Genomic DNA, 19,865 nt, shown 5'->3' with positions numbered 1-19,865 from the left:
ATATGAATGTCTATCATGCAAGAGGAGACTGTCATGGCATCCGGTTGGGCCAATGATGACGCCGTCAACGAACAGATCAACAGTACTATTGAAGATGCTGTTGCGCGTGTTCGCGGCGAATTAGCGCAGGGTGAGAGTTTGTGTGAATGCGAAGAATGCGGCGATCCCATCCCTGAAGCCCGGCGTAAAGCCGTGCCAGGTGTGCGGCTATGCATCACCTGCCAGCAGAATAAAGATTCAAAAAATACATCACATTCAGGATATAATCGCAGAGGATCGAAAGACAGCCAGTTGCGCTGACTCTTCTTTACCTAAAACAAAGTCACCCTCATTTAGCTTTACGCTCACGGTTTTTTCCGTGACGCGTAGCAAAATGTGCCCTCGATGAGTGTTGTGTAAAGCGAAACGGCAAGAACGGTAAAGCGGGGATATGAATTTATTAATATTCAATAAGTTATTTGTCATTCAATTTTTTTGAGCAATGCCTTCAATTCTCTTCGATTTTATCTTTCGCAAAAAAACGTGATACTTATCACATCGACGGAACATCGTCCCCTTAACAGAACAACCTGCGAGAGATTACCTATGAAAACCATTAAATATGCTGTTGCCGCTATCGCCCTGACTACCCTTTCTTTTGGCGCGTTCGCTGCACAATCAGTGACTGAAGCTCAGGCACAAAACATGAATAAAATGGGTGTTGTCAGTGCTGAAGGCGCGACCACACTGGATGGTCTGGAAGCGAAACTGGCTGCGAAAGCCTCTGCTGCTGGCGCAAGTGGTTACACCATCACTTCTGCGAACACCAATAACAAACTCAGCGGCACTGCAGTCATTTACCAGTAAGCCAAACGATTTAATGCTCGACCCTCGCTAACCCTCTGGCGAGTTGCTCCAACCCTCATTGACCCTGTTGTTGTTACCCTTTGTTTGCCCGTCCTGGATTGGACGGGCTTTTTTTTGCTTAAAATGTCTGCGCAATACGCGCAAGCCCGGCATCCACGGATTCCACTTCTCCCGTCGCCAGCAGGCAGCACGCCATTTGAAGTTTGAGGGAGTGAGGCACCGGCTCGCTTCCCGCAAGACAACGTTCAATCCAGCGGGCAGTGGTCGCAGGATCTTTGGCCTCCGGCAGCGCAATCTCCCCGGCGGTTTCTTCCCCCCGCTCAAGCACCACACGCGTTCCAGCACTGTCGATCAGCGTCATCTGCGGGCAGCGCTGCGGATTAGCATACGCCTCCCCTTCCGTTCCGTGCATCAATAGCCCTCTGCCGCCGATATCGGCAAAAAAACCGGCAACACGGGTGACATATTCCGGGTGCGACACGCTGGACAGACGCAGCGCTGCATCTTCCGCGAACGGCGTCGCCAGTTTCGCCAGCGTATGCGCACTGTTACGTACCCCCATGCGCCAGCGCATATCCAGCTGTTTTTCCAGCGACGGGCACAGCGCGTTAACCGGGATATAAACCGGCTGAGGCCCATCGAGTTTTGCCTGAGCCTGGCCGGCATGAAGCGTAGGCGCAATTCCGAGCAGGGTAAAAATGGTTTCGGTCAGCACGCGTGTCGGGTCGGCGCTCACTCCGTGCACCACCACCGGGAATCCCAGTTTGTGGAGCAAAATTGCCAGCAACGCCGTCAGGTTCGCCTGTTTACGCGCGCCGTTGTAACTGGGGATCACAATCGGCATCGGCTTGCCCGCAGGCGGCGTCAATTGCAGGGTGTGGGCCTGCATCGCCTCGTAAAAGCCCCGCATTTCCGCTTCGCCTTCCCCTTTGATGCGCAGCGCAATCAATATGCCGCCCATTTCCAGCTCCGGCACATCGCCATTCAACATATGGGTATACAGCGCGCGGGCGGTTTCCTGATCCAGATCGCGGGCATGATTTTTCCCGCGTCCTACCTCTTTGATAATTTTGCGATAATCCACGACATTTCTCCTGGCGACATCTTTTTAACAATATAGCCCCGAAGAAGCGTTCGCCGACAGGTTTTTATTTACCTGCGGGACGACGCCCACGGGCACGCGGACTTTTTTTAGACGCGGCAACGACGCGAGTCGGACGCTTTTTGACTTCCGGCACGTCGGGCTGCTCGATGGGGAATACCGGCAGAGCATTCAGCAAACGCTGACCGTAGTTTTTCGTCAGCAGGCGACGGTCATAAATGACGATTTCACCCCAGCAGCCGTGGCTACGGATCAGTCGCCCGACCTGCTGAATCAAATTAAACGACGCCGCCGGCAGGCTTTGCACTTCAAACGGATAGCGATTCAGGCTTTTCAGCCATTCGCCCTCGGTGATCACCACCGGGCTGTCGATGGGCGGGAAGGCAATTTTGTGTATATGCACCTGCGTCAGATAATCGCCTTTCAGATCCAGACCTTCCGCAAAGGACTGCAAGCCCACCAGCACGCTGCGTTCACCGCTATCAATGCGCTTACGGTGCGCCTCGACCAGCCGATAGCGCGGCTGATCGCCCTGCACCAGCAGCAGCAAACGCAGATCGGTGACAAACGTTAAGAACAGCTGCAGGGCGCGGTTGCTGGCGAACAGCACCAGCATGCCGGGATATTTCTTGCTCTCCACCTGCTCGCGGAAATAGGCCGCCATTTCGGCAATATGCTGCTCTTCGTGCTCCATCAGCGGCTCATATTGCATTTTTGGGATAATCAGTTTGCCCTGCTCGCAGTGGTTAAACGGCGAATCCAGTGAGACAAAACGGTCGCCCGCCTTCTCTTTTAAGCCGCTCATCTCCTGCAAACGCGAGAAACTGTTCAGCGAACGCAGCGTCGCCGACGTCACGACCACATGCGGCACGCTGCGCCAGATCAGCTTTTCCAGCTGATCGCTCACGCGAATGCCCACGCAGTGGAAGAACAGATGGATTTGCCCGTCTTTCACTTCGCGCGTCGCCCATTTGGTGACCGGTGCGCCGGACGCTTGCGCCATTGAGGCCAGGCGCCACAGCTTGCTTTGGCTTTCAAACATGCTTAACGCGCGATTCATCTGTAATAACACGCGATGCACGCGCACCACGTCATGGGTACCGGTTTTCTCGCTGAGATCGTTCAAGAACATTTCAGCCAGGCCACGCAATTTTTCCAGCAGTTTCGCCAGCTGCTTGCAGATCTCCATCACCTCATCCGGCAGCTCACCCATCGCAAAGCGGTGTTCCGCCTGCTGAGCCGCAGGAAGATAAAGGTGGAGGATGGCGTTCAGCGAAGCAATCAGGGCGTAGACCTCTTCGCAATGCTCGCTAAGACGCTCTGGCACCGCCAGCGGTGGCGTCGTTTTGGGGCGAAACTGCTCCATGCAGGTGGCAATCAGTTTGCAGAACAGATCGAGCTGCAGACGGAACCACGGCGCGGTGATCTCTGCGCTCATCTCCAGCGCATCGCGCGCCACGTCCGGCAGATGGTGTCCTTCATCGAGCACCAGCAGTAAATTTTTGGGATCGGGAAGCACCGCTTCGCTCTCGAGCGCCGCCATCACCAGCGCGTGGTTGGCGACCACTACTTCTGCTTCCTGAATTTCACGACGGGCAACAAAGAATGGACATTCACGGTAGTAGTGACAGTTACGGTTCAGACAGCTGGCTTTATCCGTGCTCAGGCGTCGCCACAAATCGTCGCTAATCGCCTTATCAGTGTGATCCCGCAGGCCGTCCCATTTATAACCGTCGAGATCGACTTTCAGCTTTGCGCACAGATCCTGCTCGGCCTTATTGTTTGGCGTTAAATCGTCATCCAGGAACGCCAGCAAATCCTGCTGCGTCGCGTCGCTGCTGGCAAGCCCAGCCAGATTACGCGGGCAGACATAGCGCCCACGCCCAAACGCCGCGGTAAAACGCAGCTCGGGAATAATTTTGCGCAGCAGGGGTAAATCTTTGCTGTAAATCTGATCCTGAAGCGCCACGTTGGCGGTACTGATCACCAGCGTTTTTTGCTCTTCGCGGGCAATGGCGATCCCAGGAATTAAATAGGAGAGTGTTTTACCGACGCCGGTCGGCGCTTCAATCGCCAGATGCCGTCCTTCGTCCCCGGCGAGCGTCTTCGCCACATCGGCAATCATCTGTCGCTGTGGGGCTCGGGGAATAAAGTCGGGGATCTGTTCCTGCAACGCCTTATACCAGGCGGCAATTTGCGCTTTGAGCGCAGCGGTTAAAGCCATCGGGGAACCTGAAATACTGTATAAACAGCCACTATTGTGGCACGTTCGAGGCGTTGTCGCAAAAAGAAAAGCCCGGCTTCAGAGCCGGGCTTCCAGATTACTGCGCGGAGGCAGGTTTACGCGGTTTGCGTCGGCGTTGGCCTTCGCCTGCGGGCTTGGCTTCCCCGCTGCGCCACGGGTTTTCGCCCGCCGGTTTTGCATCACCGCTACGACGCGGAGGCTTACCTGACGCTTTCGGTGCGCCGCCTTCGGAACGACGCGGCTGCTGGCTGCGTCCACCGCCACCACCCTGTCCACGACCACCGCCGCCCTGACGACCGTTTTGAATCGGATCGGCTTTGATAGACTTATCCACTTCATAGCCGTCAATGGCGATGCGCGGAATCTCTTTCTTCAGCAGACGTTCGATGTCATGCAGCAGCTTGTGTTCATCGACACAAACCAGTGAAAGCGCTTCACCGGTGGCCGCAGCACGACCCGTACGACCGATACGGTGCACGTAATCTTCCGGTACGTTTGGCAGCTCGTAGTTCACGACGTGCGGCAGCTCTTCGATATCCAGACCGCGCGCGGCGATATCCGTTGCCACCAGCACGCGAATGTCACCGGATTTGAAATCGGCCAGCGCACGCGTACGTGCCCCCTGGCTCTTATTGCCATGAATTGCCGCACTGCGAATGCCGTCTTTATTCAGCTGTTCAGCCAGGTGGTTAGCGCCGTGTTTGGTACGGGTAAAGACCAGCACCTGCTGCCAGTTGCCTTCGCCAATCATCTGCGACAGCAGTTCCCGCTTACGCTTTTTGTCCACGAAGTGAACGTACTGTGAAACCTGTTCAGACGCGGTGTTACGACGCGCGACTTCAATTTCCAGCGGGTTACGCAGCAGCTTTTCTGCCAGGCCTTTGATCTCATCAGAGAAGGTGGCGGAGAACAGCAGGTTCTGACGCTTAGCGGGCAGTTTCGCCAGCACGCGACGAATGTCATGGATAAAGCCCATGTCCAGCATACGGTCAGCTTCATCCAGCACCAGGATTTCGACCTGATCCAGTTTGACCGCGTTTTGATGTTCCAGATCCAGCAAACGGCCTGGCGTCGCGACTAAAACGTCAACGCCGCTGCGCAGTTTCATCATCTGTGGGTTAATGCTCACACCGCCGAAAACCACCAGCGAGCGGATATCGAGATAGCGGCTGTACTCACGCACGTTCTCACCGATCTGCGCCGCCAGTTCACGGGTTGGCGTCAGGATCAACGCACGCACCGGGCGACGGCCCTTCGCGTGCGGCTCTTTCTGCACCAGACGTTGCAGCAGCGGCAGCGTAAAGCCTGCCGTTTTGCCGGTGCCGGTCTGTGCGCTGGCCATCAGATCACGGCCTTCAAGCACCGCAGGGATCGCCTGCTGCTGAATCGGGGTTGGCTCGAGGTATCCCTGTTCTGCGACGGCGCGCAGAATTTCCGGGTTCAGGCCAAGGGTATCAAAAGACATAAAAACTCCGAACCGCCCCGACCGTCACAGGTGTAGTTTTCAGGGAGATAAGACGAATAGAAGAGGACAAAAACCACAATGTCACGAAGGTGCGGAGTGTAGCAGATTTTGTGACACGGCGCATAAAATATCCCTCCGTGATTCCTCAGCGAAATATTGCACCACCCGACTGGACAAGGTGAAAATTTATACATAATCTTAATCAATCGATTGATTAACTTTTAATGACGAGATGAATCCAACACCGACCACCACCAAAGGGGAACAGGCAAAAAGCCAGCTGATCGCGGCGGCGTTAGCCCAGTTCGGGGAATACGGACTGCACGCCACGACACGCGACATCGCTGCACAAGCCGGGCAAAACATTGCGGCTATTCCGTACTACTTCGGTTCGAAAGAAGATTTGTATCTCGCCTGCGCGCAATCTATTGCTGATTTCATTGGCAGCAATTTTCGCCCGCACGTTGAAGCCGCCACGGCGCTGCTTGACGCGCCATCGCCGGATCGCGCCGCCATTCGTGGGCTGCTGCATGACGCGTGCAACAATATGATTCGGCTGCTGACCCATGACGATACGATGAACCTCAGTAAGTTTATCTCACGTGAACAACTTTCGCCCACGGCCGCCTATCAGCTGGTACACGATCAGGTCATCTCCCCGATGCACACCCATTTGACTCGGCTGATCGCGGCCTATACCGGACGCGACCCCAACGACACGCAAACCATTTTGCACACCCATGCGCTGCTCGGCGAAATCCTCGCCTTTCGCCTGGGACGAGAAACGATTTTGTTACGCACTGGCTGGACACAATTTGATGAGGATAAAGCCGCGCAGATTAGCCAGGTTATCACCTGTCATCTCGATCTTATCCTGCACGGTTTAACGCTAAGGAGCATGGAGTCATGAAAAAACCTGTCGTGGTCATACTGGCGGTAGTCGTTCTGCTGGCAGCCGGCATCGGCGGCTGGCTGTGGTATCAAAGCCAGCAGGATCGAGGTCTTACGCTTTACGGCAACGTCGATATTCGCACGCTCAATATGAGCTTCCGCGTTGGCGGGCGTCTGGAATCACTCGCCGTTGACGAGGGCGATACGGTAAAAAGTGGGCAACTGCTCGGTCAGCTTGATAAGGCTCCGTATGAAAACGCATTGATGCAGGCCAAAGCCAGCGTGTCGGTGGCGCAGGCCCAGTATGATTTGATGCTGGCGGGCTACCGCGACGAAGAGGTCGCGCAGGCAGAAGCCGCCGTCAAACAGGCGAAAGCCGCCTACGATTATTCGCAAAACTTCTATAACCGTCAGCAGGGGTTGTGGAAAAGCCGCACTATTTCCGCCAACGATCTGGAGAACGCCCGCTCCTCACGCGATCAGGCCCAGGCAACGCTCAAATCCGCCCAGGATAAATTGAGTCAGTACCGCACCGGTAATCGCCCACAGGATATTGCCCAGGCGAAAGCCAATCTCGAACAGGCGCAGGCGCAGCTGGCGCAGGCGGAACTGGATCTGCACGATACCACGCTTGTCGCGCCATCGAACGGCATGCTGATGACCCGCGCCGTCGAGCCGGGCAGCATGTTAAGTGCGGGCAGCACCGTGCTGACCCTTTCGCTGACCCGTCCAGTGTGGGTTCGCGCCTATATTGACGAACCGAATCTCAGCCAGGCGCAGCCAGGACGCGAAATATTGCTGTATACCGATGGCCGTCCGGATAAGCCGTATCACGGCAAAATCGGGTTTGTTTCCCCGACGGCTGAATTCACACCGAAAACCGTCGAGACCCCGGACCTGCGTACCGATCTGGTTTATCGTCTGCGGATTATCGTGACTGATGCCGACGATGCGCTGCGTCAGGGCATGCCAATCACCGTCAAATTCAATGATGGGGAAGGACATGAATGACGCGGTTATCCAACTCAACAGTCTGGTAAAACGCTTTGCGGGAATGGATAAACCCGCCGTTGCGCCCCTGAATTGTACGTTGCAAAAAGGCTACGTGACCGGGCTGGTCGGCCCGGACGGTGCGGGGAAAACCACGCTCATGCGTATGCTCGCCGGACTGCTAAAACCGGATGAAGGCAGCGCCACCGTGCTCGGGCTTGATCCGATAAAAAACGACAGTGAGCTCCACGCCATCATGGGCTACATGCCGCAGAAATTTGGTCTGTATGAAGACCTGACGGTGATGGAAAACCTGAATTTATATGCTGATTTGCGTAGCGTAACCGGCGAAACGCGGAAAACAACGTTTGCGCGGCTGCTGGAATTTACCTCGCTGGGACCGTTCACCGAACGACTGGCGGGCAAGCTTTCGGGCGGCATGAAGCAAAAACTGGGGTTGGCCTGTACGTTGGTCGGCGAGCCAAAAGTACTGCTGCTGGATGAACCCGGCGTTGGCGTGGACCCCATTTCGCGCCGCGAGCTGTGGCAAATGGTTCACGAACTGGCAGGCGACGGGATGCTCATTCTCTGGAGCACCTCTTATCTGGATGAAGCCGAGCAGTGCCGCGACGTGCTGTTGATGAACGAAGGCGAGCTGTTGTACCAGGGTGAGCCAACGGCGCTGACGCAGCAGATGGCGGGACGGTGTTTTTTACTGCACAGCCCGGCGGAAACCAACCGCAAATTGTTGCAGCGGGTACTGAAACTGCCGCAGGTTAGCGACGGCATGATTCAGGGGCGATCGGTGCGGGTGATCCTCAAGAAAGAGGCTACTGCCGACGACATCCGCCATGCGCAAGGTATGCCCCCTGTCGATATGGCCGAAACCGCCCCGCGCTTTGAAGATGCCTTTATTGATTTGCTCGGCGGTGCGGGCACGTCAGAGTCCCCGCTCGGCGCTATTTTGCACACGGTTGAAGGCACGCCCGGTGAAACGGTGATCGAGGCGAAAGCCCTGACCAAAAAATTCGGCGATTTTGCCGCGACCGATCACGTGGATTTTGCGGTCAAGCGCGGGGAGATTTTCGGCCTGCTGGGCCCGAACGGTGCGGGGAAATCCACTACCTTCAAAATGATGTGTGGTCTGCTGGTACCGACATCCGGCAAAGCGCTGGTGCTGGGCATGGACCTGAAGGTCAGCTCCGGCAAAGCGCGCCAGCATCTGGGCTATATGGCGCAAAAATTCTCGCTGTACGGCAACCTCACCGTTGAACAAAATCTGCGATTTTTCTCCGGCGTGTACGGCCTGCGCGGCAAAGCGCAGAACGAGAAAATCGCCCGCATGAGCGACGCGTTTAGCCTGACCAACATTGCCTCGCACGCGACGGATGAGCTGCCGCTCGGGTTTAAGCAGCGGCTGGCGCTGGCCTGTTCGCTGATGCACGAGCCGGACATTCTGTTTCTCGACGAACCGACTTCCGGCGTGGATCCCATCACCCGCCGTGAGTTTTGGCTGCACATCAACAGCATGGTCGAGAAAGGCGTGACCGTGATGGTCACGACCCACTTTATGGATGAGGCGGAATATTGCGACCGCATCGGGCTGGTCTATCGCGGCAAGCTGATTGCGCACGGTACGCCGGACGATTTGAAAGCCCAGGCCGCTGATGACGACAACCAGGACCTCACCATGGAGCAGGCGTTTATCACGCTTATCAATGACTGGGATAAGGAGCACGCCAGTGAGTCATAAAAGCTTATCCTGGCGCCGGGTGCGCGCCCTGTGCGTCAAAGAGACGCGGCAGATCGTGCGCGATCCGAGCAGCTGGTTGATTGCGGTGGTGATCCCTCTGCTGTTGCTGTTTATTTTCGGTTACGGCATTAACCTCGACTCCAGCAAGCTGCGGGTGGGGATTTTGCTGGAACAGCAGAGCGAAGAGGCGCTCGATTTTACCCATGCCCTGACCGGCTCGCCGTATATCGACGCCACTATCAGCGATAACCGGCAGGAACTGGTTCAGAAAATGCAGGCCGGGCGCATTCGCGGGCTGATCGTCATTCCGGTCGATTTTGCCGCCAACATGGCGCGAGCAAATACCGACGCACCGATTCAGGTGATCACCGACGGCAGCGAGCCGAATACCGCTAACTTCGTGCAAGGCTACGCCGAGGGGATCTGGCAGCTGTGGCAAATGCAGCGCGCGGAAGATCGCGGGGAAAAATTTGAACCGCTGATCGACGTGCAAACCCGCTACTGGTTTAACCCGGCGGCGATCAGCCAGCACTTTATCATCCCCGGCGCGGTGACGATTATCATGACCGTCATTGGCGCGATCCTGACCTCACTGGTGATCGCCCGCGAATGGGAGCGCGGCACGATGGAAGCGTTGCTCTCGACCGAAGTCACCCGCGTGGAGCTGCTGCTGTGTAAACTGATTCCGTACTATTTTCTGGGCATGCTGGCGATGCTGCTGTGCATGCTGGTGTCGGTGTTTATCCTCGGCGTGCCCTATCGCGGCTCGCTGATTCTGCTGTTCCTGATCACCAGCCTGTTTTTGCTCAGCACGCTCGGGATGGGGCTGTTGATTTCGACCATTACCCGCAACCAGTTTAACGCCGCGCAGGTGGCGCTGAACGCCGCGTTTCTGCCGTCGATTATGCTGTCCGGGTTTATTTTCCAGATTGACAGCATGCCGGCGATTATCCGTGCGGTGACCTATATCATCCCGGCGCGGTATTTCGTTAATACGCTGCAAAGCCTGTTTCTGGCGGGCAATATTCCGTCGGTGTTAGTGATCAATATTCTGTTTTTAATGGCGTCGGCGGTGATGTTTATCGGTCTGACATGGATGAAAACCAAGCGGCGGCTGGATTAAGGGGAAATTATGTTTCATCGTCTATGGACGTTAATTCGCAAAGAGCTGCAATCCCTGCTGCGTGAGCCGCAGACCCGCGCGATTCTGGTGCTGCCGGTGCTGATTCAGGTGCTGCTGTTTCCGTTTGCCGCCACGCTTGAGGTCACCAACGCTACTATCGCGATTTACAATGAAGACAACGGTAAACATTCGGTCGAGCTGACTCAGCGTTTCGCCCGTGCCAAAGCCTTTACCCACGTGCTGCTGCTGAAAAGTCCGCAGGAGATCAAACCGACCATCGACACGCAAAAGGCGCTGCTGCTGGTGCGTTTCCCGGCTGATTTCTCGCGTAACCTGGATACCTTCCAGACCGCGCCGATGCAGCTGATTCTTGACGGGCGTAACTCCAACAGCGCACAGATTGCGGCGAATTACCTGCAACAGGTGGTGAAGAATTATCAGCAGGAGCTGATGGACGGTAAGCCGAAACCGAACAACAGCGAGCTGGTAGTGCGCAACTGGTACAACCCGAATCTGGATTACAAATGGTTTGTCGTGCCATCGCTGATCGCCATGATCACCACCATTGGGGTGATGATCGTGACGTCACTGTCGGTCGCGCGTGAACGTGAACAAGGGACGCTCGATCAGCTGCTGGTGTCTCCCCTTGCCACCTGGCAGATATTTGTTGGAAAAGCCGTTCCCGCGCTGATCGTCGCCACGTTCCAGGCCAGCATTGTGTTGGGAATTGGCATCTGGGCGTATCAGATTCCATTTGCCGGATCGCTGGCGCTGTTTTACTTCACGATGCTTATCTACGGGTTATCGCTGGTGGGATTCGGTCTGCTGATTTCAGCGCTGTGTTCCACGCAACAGCAGGCGTTTATCGGCGTGTTTGTCTTTATGATGCCGGCGATTTTGCTGTCGGGCTACGTGTCACCAGTCGAAAACATGCCGGTCTGGCTACAGGATCTGACGTGGGTGAATCCCATCAGGCACTTTACGGATATCACGAAACAAATTTATCTGAAGGATGCGAGCATGGATATTGTGTGGGGAAGTTTGTGGCCGCTACTGGTCATAGCGGCCACGACAGGCTCAGTGGCGTACGCGATGTTTAGACGCAATATTGCGTAACTTTTTCTCTTTAGTCAGTAATGAGACCACTGCGGGTCCTGCAAGGATTGCCAGACCCGCCAGGGCCAGCAACAGGTTGTTTTGCAGCACGCGTGACAACAGCCACAGCACAATCATTGCCGCACCAAAATACCAGGTGGTGGTGAGCTCTTCGAGCACATCACCCACTTCGCGCCAACGTGCGTCGTGGTGACGCTGCAAAAACAGCATCGACAGCACGGTCACGCCATACATGACGCATAACCCTAAGCCGACACGCACCAGCGCGCCGCTCATCCAGCCCATTACCAGTGCCGCCACGACCAGTAAATGCAACATAATCTGCCAGCAACTGAGGCCAGTTGCGACGCGAATGCGTTGTTGCCACTTCATGGCTTCTCTCCTGAAGGATATTTCTCTACTAGTTCAGAGTACCGCACTTTACGGAAAATTCCGTAACGCCGCATCTTTTTGTGACGCCGACTACACTTTATTTTCATCAGGATAGTGACGCTGGCAGGAAAATATGACGCAAAAAAACCGGCATTTTTCATTAAAAATATTGACGATAAACACACACAAGGGCTTCACGGCATTTAACCGCCGCTTCATTTTACCCGAGTTGCGGGACGCGGTACGCACCGTCGGCGCAGATATCGTGTGCCTGCAAGAGGTGATGGGCGCGCATGAGATTCACCCTATGCATGTCGAAAACTGGCCAGACACGACACATTATGAATTTTTGGCCGATACCATGTGGAGTGACTACGCCTACGGGCGCAACGCCGTCTACCCTGAAGGGCATCACGGTAATGCGGTTCTGTCGCGCTTTCCCATCGAACATTATGAAAATCACGACGTTTCAGTGGGCGAGAGCGAAAAGCGCGGGCTACTTTACTGTCGGATTACGCCACCGGAACTGGCGTTTCCGATTCACGTCGGGTGCGTCCATCTGGGCCTGCGCGAAGCACACCGTCAGGCACAGCTGAACATGATGGCGAAATGGGTGAATGCCCTCCCCGAAGGCGAACCGGTGGTCGTCGCGGGCGATTTCAACGACTGGCGGCAGCGCGCCAACCGTCCGCTGAAAGCTCACGCCGGGCTGGATGAGATCTTTACGCGCGCGCACGGGCGTCCGGCGCGGACCTTCCCGGTGAGTTTCCCGTTGCTTCGCCTCGACCGAATTTATGTCAAAAACGCGCACGCCAGCAGCCCAACTGCGCTGGCGCTGCGTACATGGCGTCATTTATCCGACCACGCCCCTTTAAGTGCGGAGATTCACTTATGAAATGTTCATGGCGAGAAGGAAACCGGATCACGCTGCTGGAGAATGGTGACGAGTATTATCCAGCCGTGTATGCCGCGCTTGATAAGGCCCAGCACAGGGTGATTCTGGAAACGTTTATCTGGTTTGAAGATGGCGTTGGCCGTCAGCTTCATGAGGCCATTTTGCGAGCCGCACAGCGCAGCGTCAAAGTTGAAGTGCTGCTTGATGGCTACGGCTCACCCGATTTGAGCGACGAATTTGTCAACGAACTCACCTCGGCGGGCGTGGTGTTTCGTTATTACGATCCGCGCCCTCCTCTGCTGGGTATGCGCACCAACGTCTTCCGTCGGATGCACCGCAAAATCGTGGTGGTGGATGACGCTGTTGCCTTTGTCGGCGGGATTAACTATTCCGATGAGCACATGTCCGATTACGGCCCCGAAGCCAAACAGGATTATGCGATACGCGTCGAAGGCCCGGTAGTTCAGGATATTTTGCAGTTCGAGCTGGAAAACTTGCCCGGTGAATCCGTGACGCGTCGGTGGTGGAAACGCCGTCATCGTCCGGAAGAGAACCGTCAGCCGGGCGAAGCGCAGGCGCTGTTCATCTGGCGCGACAATGAAGAGCATCGTGACGATATCGAACGGCATTATTTGAAAATGCTGGCCAACGCGAAGCGTGAAGTGATTATCGCGAACGCCTATTTCTTCCCGGGCTATCGCCTGCTGCACGCCATGCGCAATGCCGCACGACGCGGTGTGCGGGTCAAACTGATTGTGCAGGGCGAGCCGGATATGCCGATTGTCACCGTCGGCGCACGGCTGCTGTACGATTATTTAGTCAAAGGCGGCGTGCAGATTTATGAATATCGTCGTCGTCCCCTGCACGGCAAAGTCGCACTGATGGACGATCACTGGGCCACCGTCGGCTCCAGTAATCTCGATCCCCTGAGCCTGTCGCTGAATCTTGAGGCCAACTTGATTATCCACGATCGTGAATTTAACCAGACCTTGCGCGATAACCTGACAGGTATTATCGCCCGCGACTGCGTGCGGGTGGACGATTCAATGGTGCCCAAACGCACCTGGTGGAATTTGACCAAAAGCGTGGTGGTGTTCCACTTCCTGCGACACTTCCCGGCGCTTGTCGGCTGGCTGCCCGCGCACACGCCTAAACTGGCGCAGGTCCCGGCACCGGTTCAACCTACAATGGAAACTCAGGATCGCGTTGAAGCCGAAAACACGGGGGTGAAGCCATAATGAGCAAATCACATCCTCGCTGGCGAATGGCCAAAAAAATCCTCACCTGGCTCTTTTTTATCGCGGTCATTGTTCTATTGGTGGTGTACGCGCAGAAAATTGACTGGGAAGAGGTCTGGAAAGTTATCCGCAACTATAACCGCACGGTGCTGCTCAGCGCCGTCGGGCTGGTGGTTGTGAGTTATCTGATTTATGGCTGTTATGATTTACTCGGACGCGCCTATTGCGGGCATAAGCTGGCAAAACGCCAGGTGATGCTGGTGTCGTTTATCTGCTATGCCTTTAACCTGACGCTCAGCACGTGGGTGGGCGGCATCGGGATGCGCTACCGGCTTTACTCGCGGCTTGGGCTGCCGAGCAGTACCATCACGCGCATTTTTTCACTGAGTATTACCACCAACTGGCTGGGCTATATTCTGCTCGGTGGGGTGATCTTTACCATCGGCGTGGTGCAGTTACCGGCGCACTGGTATATCGACGAAACCACGCTGCGGATTTTGGGTATCGTTCTGCTGCTGATTATCGCGGTGTATCTTTGGGCTTGCGCGTTCGCCAAACATCGCCACATGACCATCAAAGGGCAAAAACTGGTTCTGCCGACGTGGAAATTTGCCCTGATGCAGATGGCGATTTCCAGCGCCAACTGGATGGTGATGGGCGCGATCATTTGGCTGTTGATCGGCGAAGACGTGAACTATTTCTTTGTCCTGGGCGTGCTGCTGGTGAGCAGTATCGCGGGCGTCATCGTGCATATCCCGGCGGGGATCGGCGTACTCGAAGCGGTGTTTATTGCGCTGCTGGCGGGGGAACATGTTTCTCACGGCAAGATTATCGCCGCGCTGCTGGCCTATCGCATGCTGTACTACTTCTTACCGCTGGCGCTGGCGACGGTCTGCTATCTGATTCTGGAGAGTAGGGCGAAGAAATTGCGGGCGAAAAACGAGAAGGCGATGGCGAAGTGATAATTCCCTCACCCACAGGGGTGAGGGAAAGAGTATTAACGACGGTTGCCGAAAATACGCAGTAGCATCAGGAACAGGTTGATGAAGTCGAGATACAGCGTCAATGCGCCAAGAATGGCGTATTTGCGCAGGTTTGAGCTGTCACGCACGTCGATCTGCTCACCGATATTTTTCAGCTTTTGCGTGTCGTACGCGGTCAGGCCGACAAAGACGATCACCCCGATATACGTCACAGCCCACATCAGCGCTTCGCTTTTCAGCCAGAAGTTCACCAGTGAAGCCAGCACGATACCGATCAGCGCCATAAACAGCATGTTGCCAAAACCGCTCAAATCACGTTTGGTGGTGTAGCCGTAGAGGCTCATCGCACCAAACATCCCGCCGGCGACCACGAAGGTACTGGCGATAGACGAGTAGGTATAGACGATAAAAATGCTGGAAAGCGTCAGGCCAGTGAGCGCCGAATAGAGCATAAACAGCGTGGTCGCCATCCCCGCGCTGAGCTTTTGCACGAGACCGGAGAGCACAAAGACCAGCGCCAGCTGCGCGATAATCAGCCCAAAGAAGGTGATTTTGCTGGAGAAGACAAACATCATCACTGCGGGCGTATTGGCTGCATACCACGCGATAAACGCGGTTAACAGCAAACCACAGGTCATCCAGCCGTACACCTGCGCCATATACGTTTGCAGGCCGCTACGGGTCTGCTGAACGATTGAATCCGAACGTGGAAATCGGTCCATGATAACTCCTCATTAAGTGGACATTTACCGTTAAGATTAACACATCTGCGCGCGTCGGTTACCAGCGGCTGGCAGCGTCTTTATCGCTGTCGCGTGACTCGACCCAGCGCTCGCCTTCCGGCGTGGCCTCGCGCTTCCAGAATGGTGCCCGCGTTTTGAGATAATCCATGATAAATTCTCCCGCTTCAAACGCGCTGCTGCGGTGAGAACTGGTGACGCCAACAAAGACAATTTCTTCACCCGGCCACATTTCACCGATGCGGTGAATCACCGTGATACGCCCCAACGCCCAGCGCGTGCGCGCCTCTTGCACGATATCGGCCAGCGATTTTTCGGTCATTCCCGGATAGTGCTCAAGCGTCAGCGCTTTGACGCTGTCGCCCAAATTATGGTTGCGGACTTTCCCGGTAAAGGTGACGACCGCGCCGTCTTCATCGCGCTCTGCAAGCCACGTGTATTCCGTTCCGACGCTAAACCGCGCGGGGCTGACAATGATTCGCGTGTCGCTCATCGTTAACCTCCCGTCACTGGCGGGAAAAACGCCACTTCATCACCCGCATTAACAGGATGGCTGAAATCCACCAGCGTCTGATTGACGGCGGCCAGTAATTTGCCCTCTTCCAGCGCCAGCGCCCAGCGGTCGCTTTGCGCCGCCAGATGGGCGCGCAGCGCGTCGACGGTCTCGAAAGAGGCGTCAACTGTGAGACTGTCCGTATTCACCAGCTCGCGAACCTGCGCGAAAAACAGAACCTTAATCATGACAGTCAGCCTTAAAATCGCCGGATTTGCCGCCGCTTTTCGCCAGCAGTCGAACCGGACCAATCACCATATCTTTCTGCACCGCTTTGCACATGTCGTAAATGGTCAGTGCCGCCACGGAAGCCGCCGTTAAGGCTTCCATTTCTACGCCGGTTTTACCGGTCAGGCGGCATAACGATTCGATACGCACGCGGCTGTGTTCTGGCTCCGCCAGCAGGTTTACTTCGACTTTACTTAGCATCAGCGGATGGCAAAGCGGGATGAGATCCCAGGTGCGTTTCGCCGCCTGAATCCCGGCGATACGTGCGGTAGCAAACACATCACCTTTGTGGTGGCTGCCGTCGATGATCATGGCCAGCGTTTCAGGCAGCATAGTGACAAAGGCTTCGGCACGCGCTTCGCGCACCGTTTCGGCTTTGGCAGAGACATCCACCATATGGGCTTCGCCTGCGGCGTTAATATGGGTGAGTTGCGACATAATTATTTCTTTAAATGTGGATGAAAATTACAGGGACGTGTGCGGGCATCAAGCTGCGGGGCGATGATATTTTCCCATGCGGTACGGCAGGCTTTGGTCGAGCCTGGCATGGCAAAAATCAGCGTTTTGTTCGCCATCCCCGCCACCGCACGTGATTGCAGCGTCGAGGTGCCAATCTCTTCAAACGACAGCATGCGGAACACTTCGCCAAACCCTTCAACCTCCCGGTCAAACAGCGGCAACAGCGCTTCCGGTGCCTGATCGCCTGCGGTCAAACCCGTTCCACCGTTAATCAACACGACCTGCACGTCGTCGCTGGCGATCCACTGTGAAACCTGCGCACGAATGGCGTAGCGGTTCTCTTTGACGATGGCCTTATCGACGATATGGTGCCCCACCTCATGCGCCGCGTCACGCAGCCAGTGGCCAGACGTATCGTCCTCTTCGCCACGGCGTTCTGAAATCGTAAGAATAGCAATACGCGTCGGAATAAACTCTGCGCTGACCTGACTCATTTCTGATTCCTTTTAAGCCAATTACCCGCCGATGTAGGACAGGTTCTGTGTGATTCCGGTGTCGCCCTGATGCAGGAAGTGGGTCTGCTTTTTGTGCGTCAACGCTTCTGCGATCCGCGCTTCAAGGGCGTTCTGCTGTGCATCATCCTCCAGCAAGTCACGGAGATCGACGCCGCCGTCGCCAAACAGGCACAGGTGCAACTTGCCAATCGATGAGACGCGCAGGCGGTTACAGCTGGCGCAGAAGTCTTTTTCATAGGGCATGATAAGCCCGATTTCCCCTTCGTAATCCGGATGACAAAAGACCTGAGCCGGGCCGTCACTGCGGCTTCGAATCTGATGGATCCAGCCGCGTCTTAGTAGCGCATCGCGCAATACCATCCCGGAAATATGATGGCGGCGGAACAGGTCACTGCCCTCGCCTGTCTCCATCAGCTCAATAAAACGCAGCTGAATACGGCGCGGTTTGATCCACGCCAGGAAGGTGTCCAGTTGGTGGTGATTCACATCGCGCATTAGCACGGTGTTGACTTTGACTTTATCGAATCCGGCTTCAAACGCCGCGTCGATGCCGTCCATCACCTGCTGGAATTTATCCTGCCCGGTAATGGCGTGAAACTGGCGTGCATCAAGGCTATCGACGCTGACGTTAATTGCGGTTAATCCGGCTTCGCGCCAGTTTGCGACGTCGCGCGCCATACGATAGCCATTGGTCGTGACGGCAATTTGACGGATGCTGTCGTTTTCACGAATAGCGGCAATAATGTCAGGAAAGTCACGACGAAGTGAGGGCTCTCCGCCCGTCAGGCGCACTTTTTCCGTGCCGAGTTCAGAAAATGCACGCGTGACGCGCCGCACTTCGGCCACGGAGAGAAATCCGTTATTGGTGACGCTGCCGGGTTTATAACCGTTCGGCAGGCAATAGGTGCAACGAAAGTTGCACACATCGGTAATCGACAGACGTAAATAGAAAAACTTACGCGCGAAAGCATCAGTGAGTTGTGAAGCCATGTACACCTTTCCAGATACGGGAGGCACAGTCATTTCTTTCTGTACCCTGGTGGCGAAACCGCCACGGCCAGGGCGCCATATCATGTGACACAGGCGCCAGGGCTAGAGTGTATGTTTTCATCAGCGAAAACGTGGGTTATGCCGATAGTAGCGCGGAAATGGCACTTCCGCCATTTTGCTTTCGCTGTATAATTATATATATAGCGTCATTATCGTGCACTTTCACTACAGGATACGTAAAACGCAACGTTTCACATTGATATACGTCATTTTGACGAGCGTAGGGCATCGTCTTTTAGGGGTAGTTGGGTTACTGTTACGCGATCATCAGGATAAGGAATTTGTATGCGCAATCGCACTTTTGCGGATCTTGACCGTGTCGTTGCTCTCGGCGGAGGGCACGGGCTGGGACGCGTTATGTCATCGTTATCGTCGCTGGGTTCCCGGCTGACCGGTATTGTGACAACCACCGATAACGGCGGTTCAACGGGACGTATTCGTCGTGCTGAAGGCGGCATCGCCTGGGGCGACATGCGCAACTGTCTTAATCAATTAATTACCGAGCAAAGCGTCGCTTCAGCGATGTTTGAATATCGTTTTAGCGGCAACGGTGAACTTTCGGGGCATAACCTCGGAAATCTGATGTTAAAGGCGCTGGATCACCTGAGCGTAAGGCCTCTCGAGGCCATCAATTTGATCAGAAATCTGCTGAAAGTCGACGCATTCCTTATCCCAATGTCAGAACAACCGGTCGATTTGATGGCGATTGATATGGATGGCCATGAAGTTTACGGCGAGGTGAATATCGATCAGCTTGTGGTGCCGCCAAAAGAGCTGATGACCTATCCCAATGTTCCCGCCACGCGTGAAGCGATCGAAGCCATTGCGGAGGCCGATCTGATCCTGATTGGTCCTGGCAGCTTTTACACCAGTCTGATGCCGCTTTTGCTGGTAAAAGAGCTGGCACAAGCGCTGCGCAGAACCCCTGCGCCCATGGTGTATATCGGCAATCTGGGGCGCGAGCTGAGCCCTGCCGCCGCCAGCCTGTCACTGGCAGATAAACTGCACCTGATGGAACAATATGTCGGGAAGAAGATCATCGACGGTGTCGTCGTAGGGCCCGGCGCGGATATTTCAGGTATGGAAGGCCGCGTCGTGGTGCAGGAGCCGCTGGAAGCGAGCGATATTAAGTATCGCCACGATCGCCATCTGCTGCGCCTGGCGCTGGAAAAAGCGATTCAGGAATTAGGTTAGAGAGAATCATCTTGCAAATCATCAATTTGCGGTGACTTCTTAGCCCAAAGTAACAATAAAAATCCGCCTTCATAGAAGGCGGCATTCATTGCGCCCTAAAAGGGCGT

21 protein-coding genes and 1 riboswitch are annotated in these 19,865 nt (G+C 55.4%); of the genes, 11 read left to right on the top strand and 10 right to left on the bottom strand.

Going from position 1 to position 19,865, the window contains the following annotated elements:
* The first annotated feature begins 33 nt into the window (after positions 1–33).
* Together I6L74_RS14805 and ybiJ are read left to right on the top strand one after the other, a co-directional pair.
* Entirely contained in the window at positions 34–300 is a 267-nt protein-coding gene (locus I6L74_RS14805) for a DksA/TraR family C4-type zinc finger protein (protein ID WP_012016692.1), read from the top strand.
* A gap of 285 nt (positions 301–585) precedes the next feature.
* Complete coding sequence (ybiJ, locus tag I6L74_RS14800) at positions 586–846, top strand: DUF1471 family protein YbiJ (RefSeq protein ID WP_059178568.1); 261 nt, start codon at positions 586–588, stop codon at positions 844–846.
* Between the two features lie 118 nt (positions 847–964).
* On the opposite strand, the gene ybiB is transcribed toward ybiJ, so the two are convergent.
* The 3 genes from ybiB to rhlE all read right to left on the bottom strand — a co-directional run bounded on the left by ybiB (position 965) and on the right by rhlE (position 5,658).
* Positions 965–1,930, bottom strand: coding sequence for a DNA-binding protein YbiB (ybiB, locus tag I6L74_RS14795; protein ID WP_059178569.1), 966 nt, complete (start codon positions 1,928–1,930; stop codon positions 965–967).
* 64 nt (positions 1,931–1,994) lie between these two features.
* Complete coding sequence (dinG, locus tag I6L74_RS14790; RefSeq protein ID WP_059178570.1) at positions 1,995–4,172, bottom strand: ATP-dependent DNA helicase DinG; 2,178 nt, start codon at positions 4,170–4,172, stop codon at positions 1,995–1,997.
* Positions 4,173–4,269: 97 nt separating this feature from the next.
* Complete coding sequence (gene rhlE / locus I6L74_RS14785; protein ID WP_059178571.1) at positions 4,270–5,658, bottom strand: ATP-dependent RNA helicase RhlE; 1,389 nt, start codon at positions 5,656–5,658, stop codon at positions 4,270–4,272.
* 232 nt (positions 5,659–5,890) lie between these two features.
* Between rhlE and cecR the strand changes: the two genes are divergently transcribed.
* From cecR to I6L74_RS14760, 5 genes are read left to right on the top strand one after another with little or no spacing between them, the layout of a single operon-like run.
* Positions 5,891–6,568, top strand: coding sequence for a transcriptional regulator CecR (cecR, locus tag I6L74_RS14780; protein ID WP_059178572.1), 678 nt, complete (start codon positions 5,891–5,893; stop codon positions 6,566–6,568).
* Positions 6,565–7,560: a secretion protein HlyD gene (gene hlyD, locus I6L74_RS14775; protein WP_059178573.1), complete on the top strand. Its 996-nt coding sequence runs from the start codon at positions 6,565–6,567 to the stop codon at positions 7,558–7,560. Before cecR ends, hlyD begins: the two co-directional genes overlap by 4 nt.
* A complete protein-coding gene (locus I6L74_RS14770) occupies positions 7,553–9,292 on the top strand; it encodes an ATP-binding cassette domain-containing protein (RefSeq protein ID WP_059178574.1) in 1,740 nt (579 codons plus the stop codon). Before hlyD ends, I6L74_RS14770 begins: the two co-directional genes overlap by 8 nt.
* Positions 9,282–10,415 (top strand): ABC transporter permease, encoded by a 1,134-nt coding sequence (locus I6L74_RS14765; protein ID WP_059178575.1) that lies wholly within the window; start codon positions 9,282–9,284, stop codon positions 10,413–10,415. The genes I6L74_RS14770 and I6L74_RS14765 overlap by 11 nt, the downstream gene beginning before the upstream one ends.
* A gap of 9 nt (positions 10,416–10,424) precedes the next feature.
* Positions 10,425–11,531, top strand: a complete 1,107-nt coding sequence (locus tag I6L74_RS14760) for an ABC transporter permease (RefSeq protein WP_059178576.1) — start codon at positions 10,425–10,427, stop codon at positions 11,529–11,531.
* On the opposite strand, the gene I6L74_RS14755 is transcribed toward I6L74_RS14760, so the two are convergent.
* On the bottom strand, positions 11,493–11,903 hold the full coding sequence (locus I6L74_RS14755) for a YbhQ family protein (protein ID WP_059178577.1): 411 nt from the start codon (positions 11,901–11,903) through the stop codon (positions 11,493–11,495). The two genes, I6L74_RS14760 and I6L74_RS14755, sit on opposite strands and share 39 nt — an antisense overlap.
* Before the next feature lie 133 nt (positions 11,904–12,036).
* On the opposite strand from I6L74_RS14755, the gene I6L74_RS14750 reads away from it, so the two are divergent.
* From I6L74_RS14750 to I6L74_RS14740, 3 genes are read left to right on the top strand one after another with little or no spacing between them, the layout of a single operon-like run.
* A complete protein-coding gene (locus tag I6L74_RS14750; RefSeq protein WP_059178578.1) occupies positions 12,037–12,798 on the top strand; it encodes an endonuclease/exonuclease/phosphatase family protein in 762 nt (253 codons plus the stop codon).
* Positions 12,795–14,036, top strand: a complete 1,242-nt coding sequence (gene clsB, locus I6L74_RS14745) for a cardiolipin synthase ClsB (protein ID WP_059178579.1) — start codon at positions 12,795–12,797, stop codon at positions 14,034–14,036. The genes I6L74_RS14750 and clsB overlap by 4 nt, the downstream gene beginning before the upstream one ends.
* Complete coding sequence (locus I6L74_RS14740; protein ID WP_059178580.1) at positions 14,036–14,998, top strand: lysylphosphatidylglycerol synthase transmembrane domain-containing protein; 963 nt, start codon at positions 14,036–14,038, stop codon at positions 14,996–14,998. Before clsB ends, I6L74_RS14740 begins: the two co-directional genes overlap by 1 nt.
* Before the next feature lie 35 nt (positions 14,999–15,033).
* On the opposite strand, the gene I6L74_RS14735 is transcribed toward I6L74_RS14740, so the two are convergent.
* The 6 genes from I6L74_RS14735 to moaA all read right to left on the bottom strand — a co-directional run bounded on the left by I6L74_RS14735 (position 15,034) and on the right by moaA (position 18,504).
* Entirely contained in the window at positions 15,034–15,741 is a 708-nt protein-coding gene (locus I6L74_RS14735) for a Bax inhibitor-1/YccA family protein (protein WP_012016678.1), read from the bottom strand.
* A gap of 58 nt (positions 15,742–15,799) precedes the next feature.
* The gene (gene moaE, locus I6L74_RS14730) at positions 15,800–16,252 is read right to left on the bottom strand and encodes a molybdopterin synthase catalytic subunit MoaE (protein ID WP_059178581.1); all 453 of its coding nucleotides are present in this window, start codon (positions 16,250–16,252) and stop codon (positions 15,800–15,802) included.
* Positions 16,253–16,254: 2 nt separating this feature from the next.
* The gene (gene moaD, locus I6L74_RS14725; protein ID WP_059178582.1) at positions 16,255–16,500 is read right to left on the bottom strand and encodes a molybdopterin synthase sulfur carrier subunit; all 246 of its coding nucleotides are present in this window, start codon (positions 16,498–16,500) and stop codon (positions 16,255–16,257) included.
* The gene (gene moaC, locus I6L74_RS14720) at positions 16,493–16,978 is read right to left on the bottom strand and encodes a cyclic pyranopterin monophosphate synthase MoaC (RefSeq protein WP_059178583.1); all 486 of its coding nucleotides are present in this window, start codon (positions 16,976–16,978) and stop codon (positions 16,493–16,495) included. The genes moaD and moaC overlap by 8 nt, the downstream gene beginning before the upstream one ends.
* A 2-nt stretch (positions 16,979–16,980) precedes the next feature.
* A complete protein-coding gene (gene moaB, locus I6L74_RS14715) occupies positions 16,981–17,493 on the bottom strand; it encodes a molybdenum cofactor biosynthesis protein B (protein ID WP_059178584.1) in 513 nt (170 codons plus the stop codon).
* Between the two features lie 21 nt (positions 17,494–17,514).
* Positions 17,515–18,504, bottom strand: a complete 990-nt coding sequence (gene moaA / locus I6L74_RS14710) for a GTP 3',8-cyclase MoaA (protein WP_059178585.1) — start codon at positions 18,502–18,504, stop codon at positions 17,515–17,517.
* A riboswitch (molybdenum cofactor riboswitch) is annotated at positions 18,492–18,626 on the bottom strand. It overlaps the preceding gene by 13 nt.
* A 223-nt stretch (positions 18,627–18,849) precedes the next feature.
* Here moaA and yvcK point away from each other — a divergent pair.
* Positions 18,850–19,758 carry a uridine diphosphate-N-acetylglucosamine-binding protein YvcK gene (gene yvcK, locus I6L74_RS14705; RefSeq protein WP_059178586.1) on the top strand — a complete coding sequence of 303 codons (909 nt, stop codon included), beginning with the start codon at positions 18,850–18,852 and terminating at the stop codon, positions 19,756–19,758.
* Positions 19,759–19,865: the final 107 nt, after the last annotated feature.

This window comes from Lelliottia amnigena, assembly GCF_019047465.1.
Classification (GTDB): domain Bacteria; phylum Pseudomonadota; class Gammaproteobacteria; order Enterobacterales; family Enterobacteriaceae; genus Enterobacter; species Enterobacter amnigenus.
The sequence above is the reverse complement of the archived record's forward strand: the minus strand, read 5'-3'. Positions and strand labels throughout refer to the sequence as shown.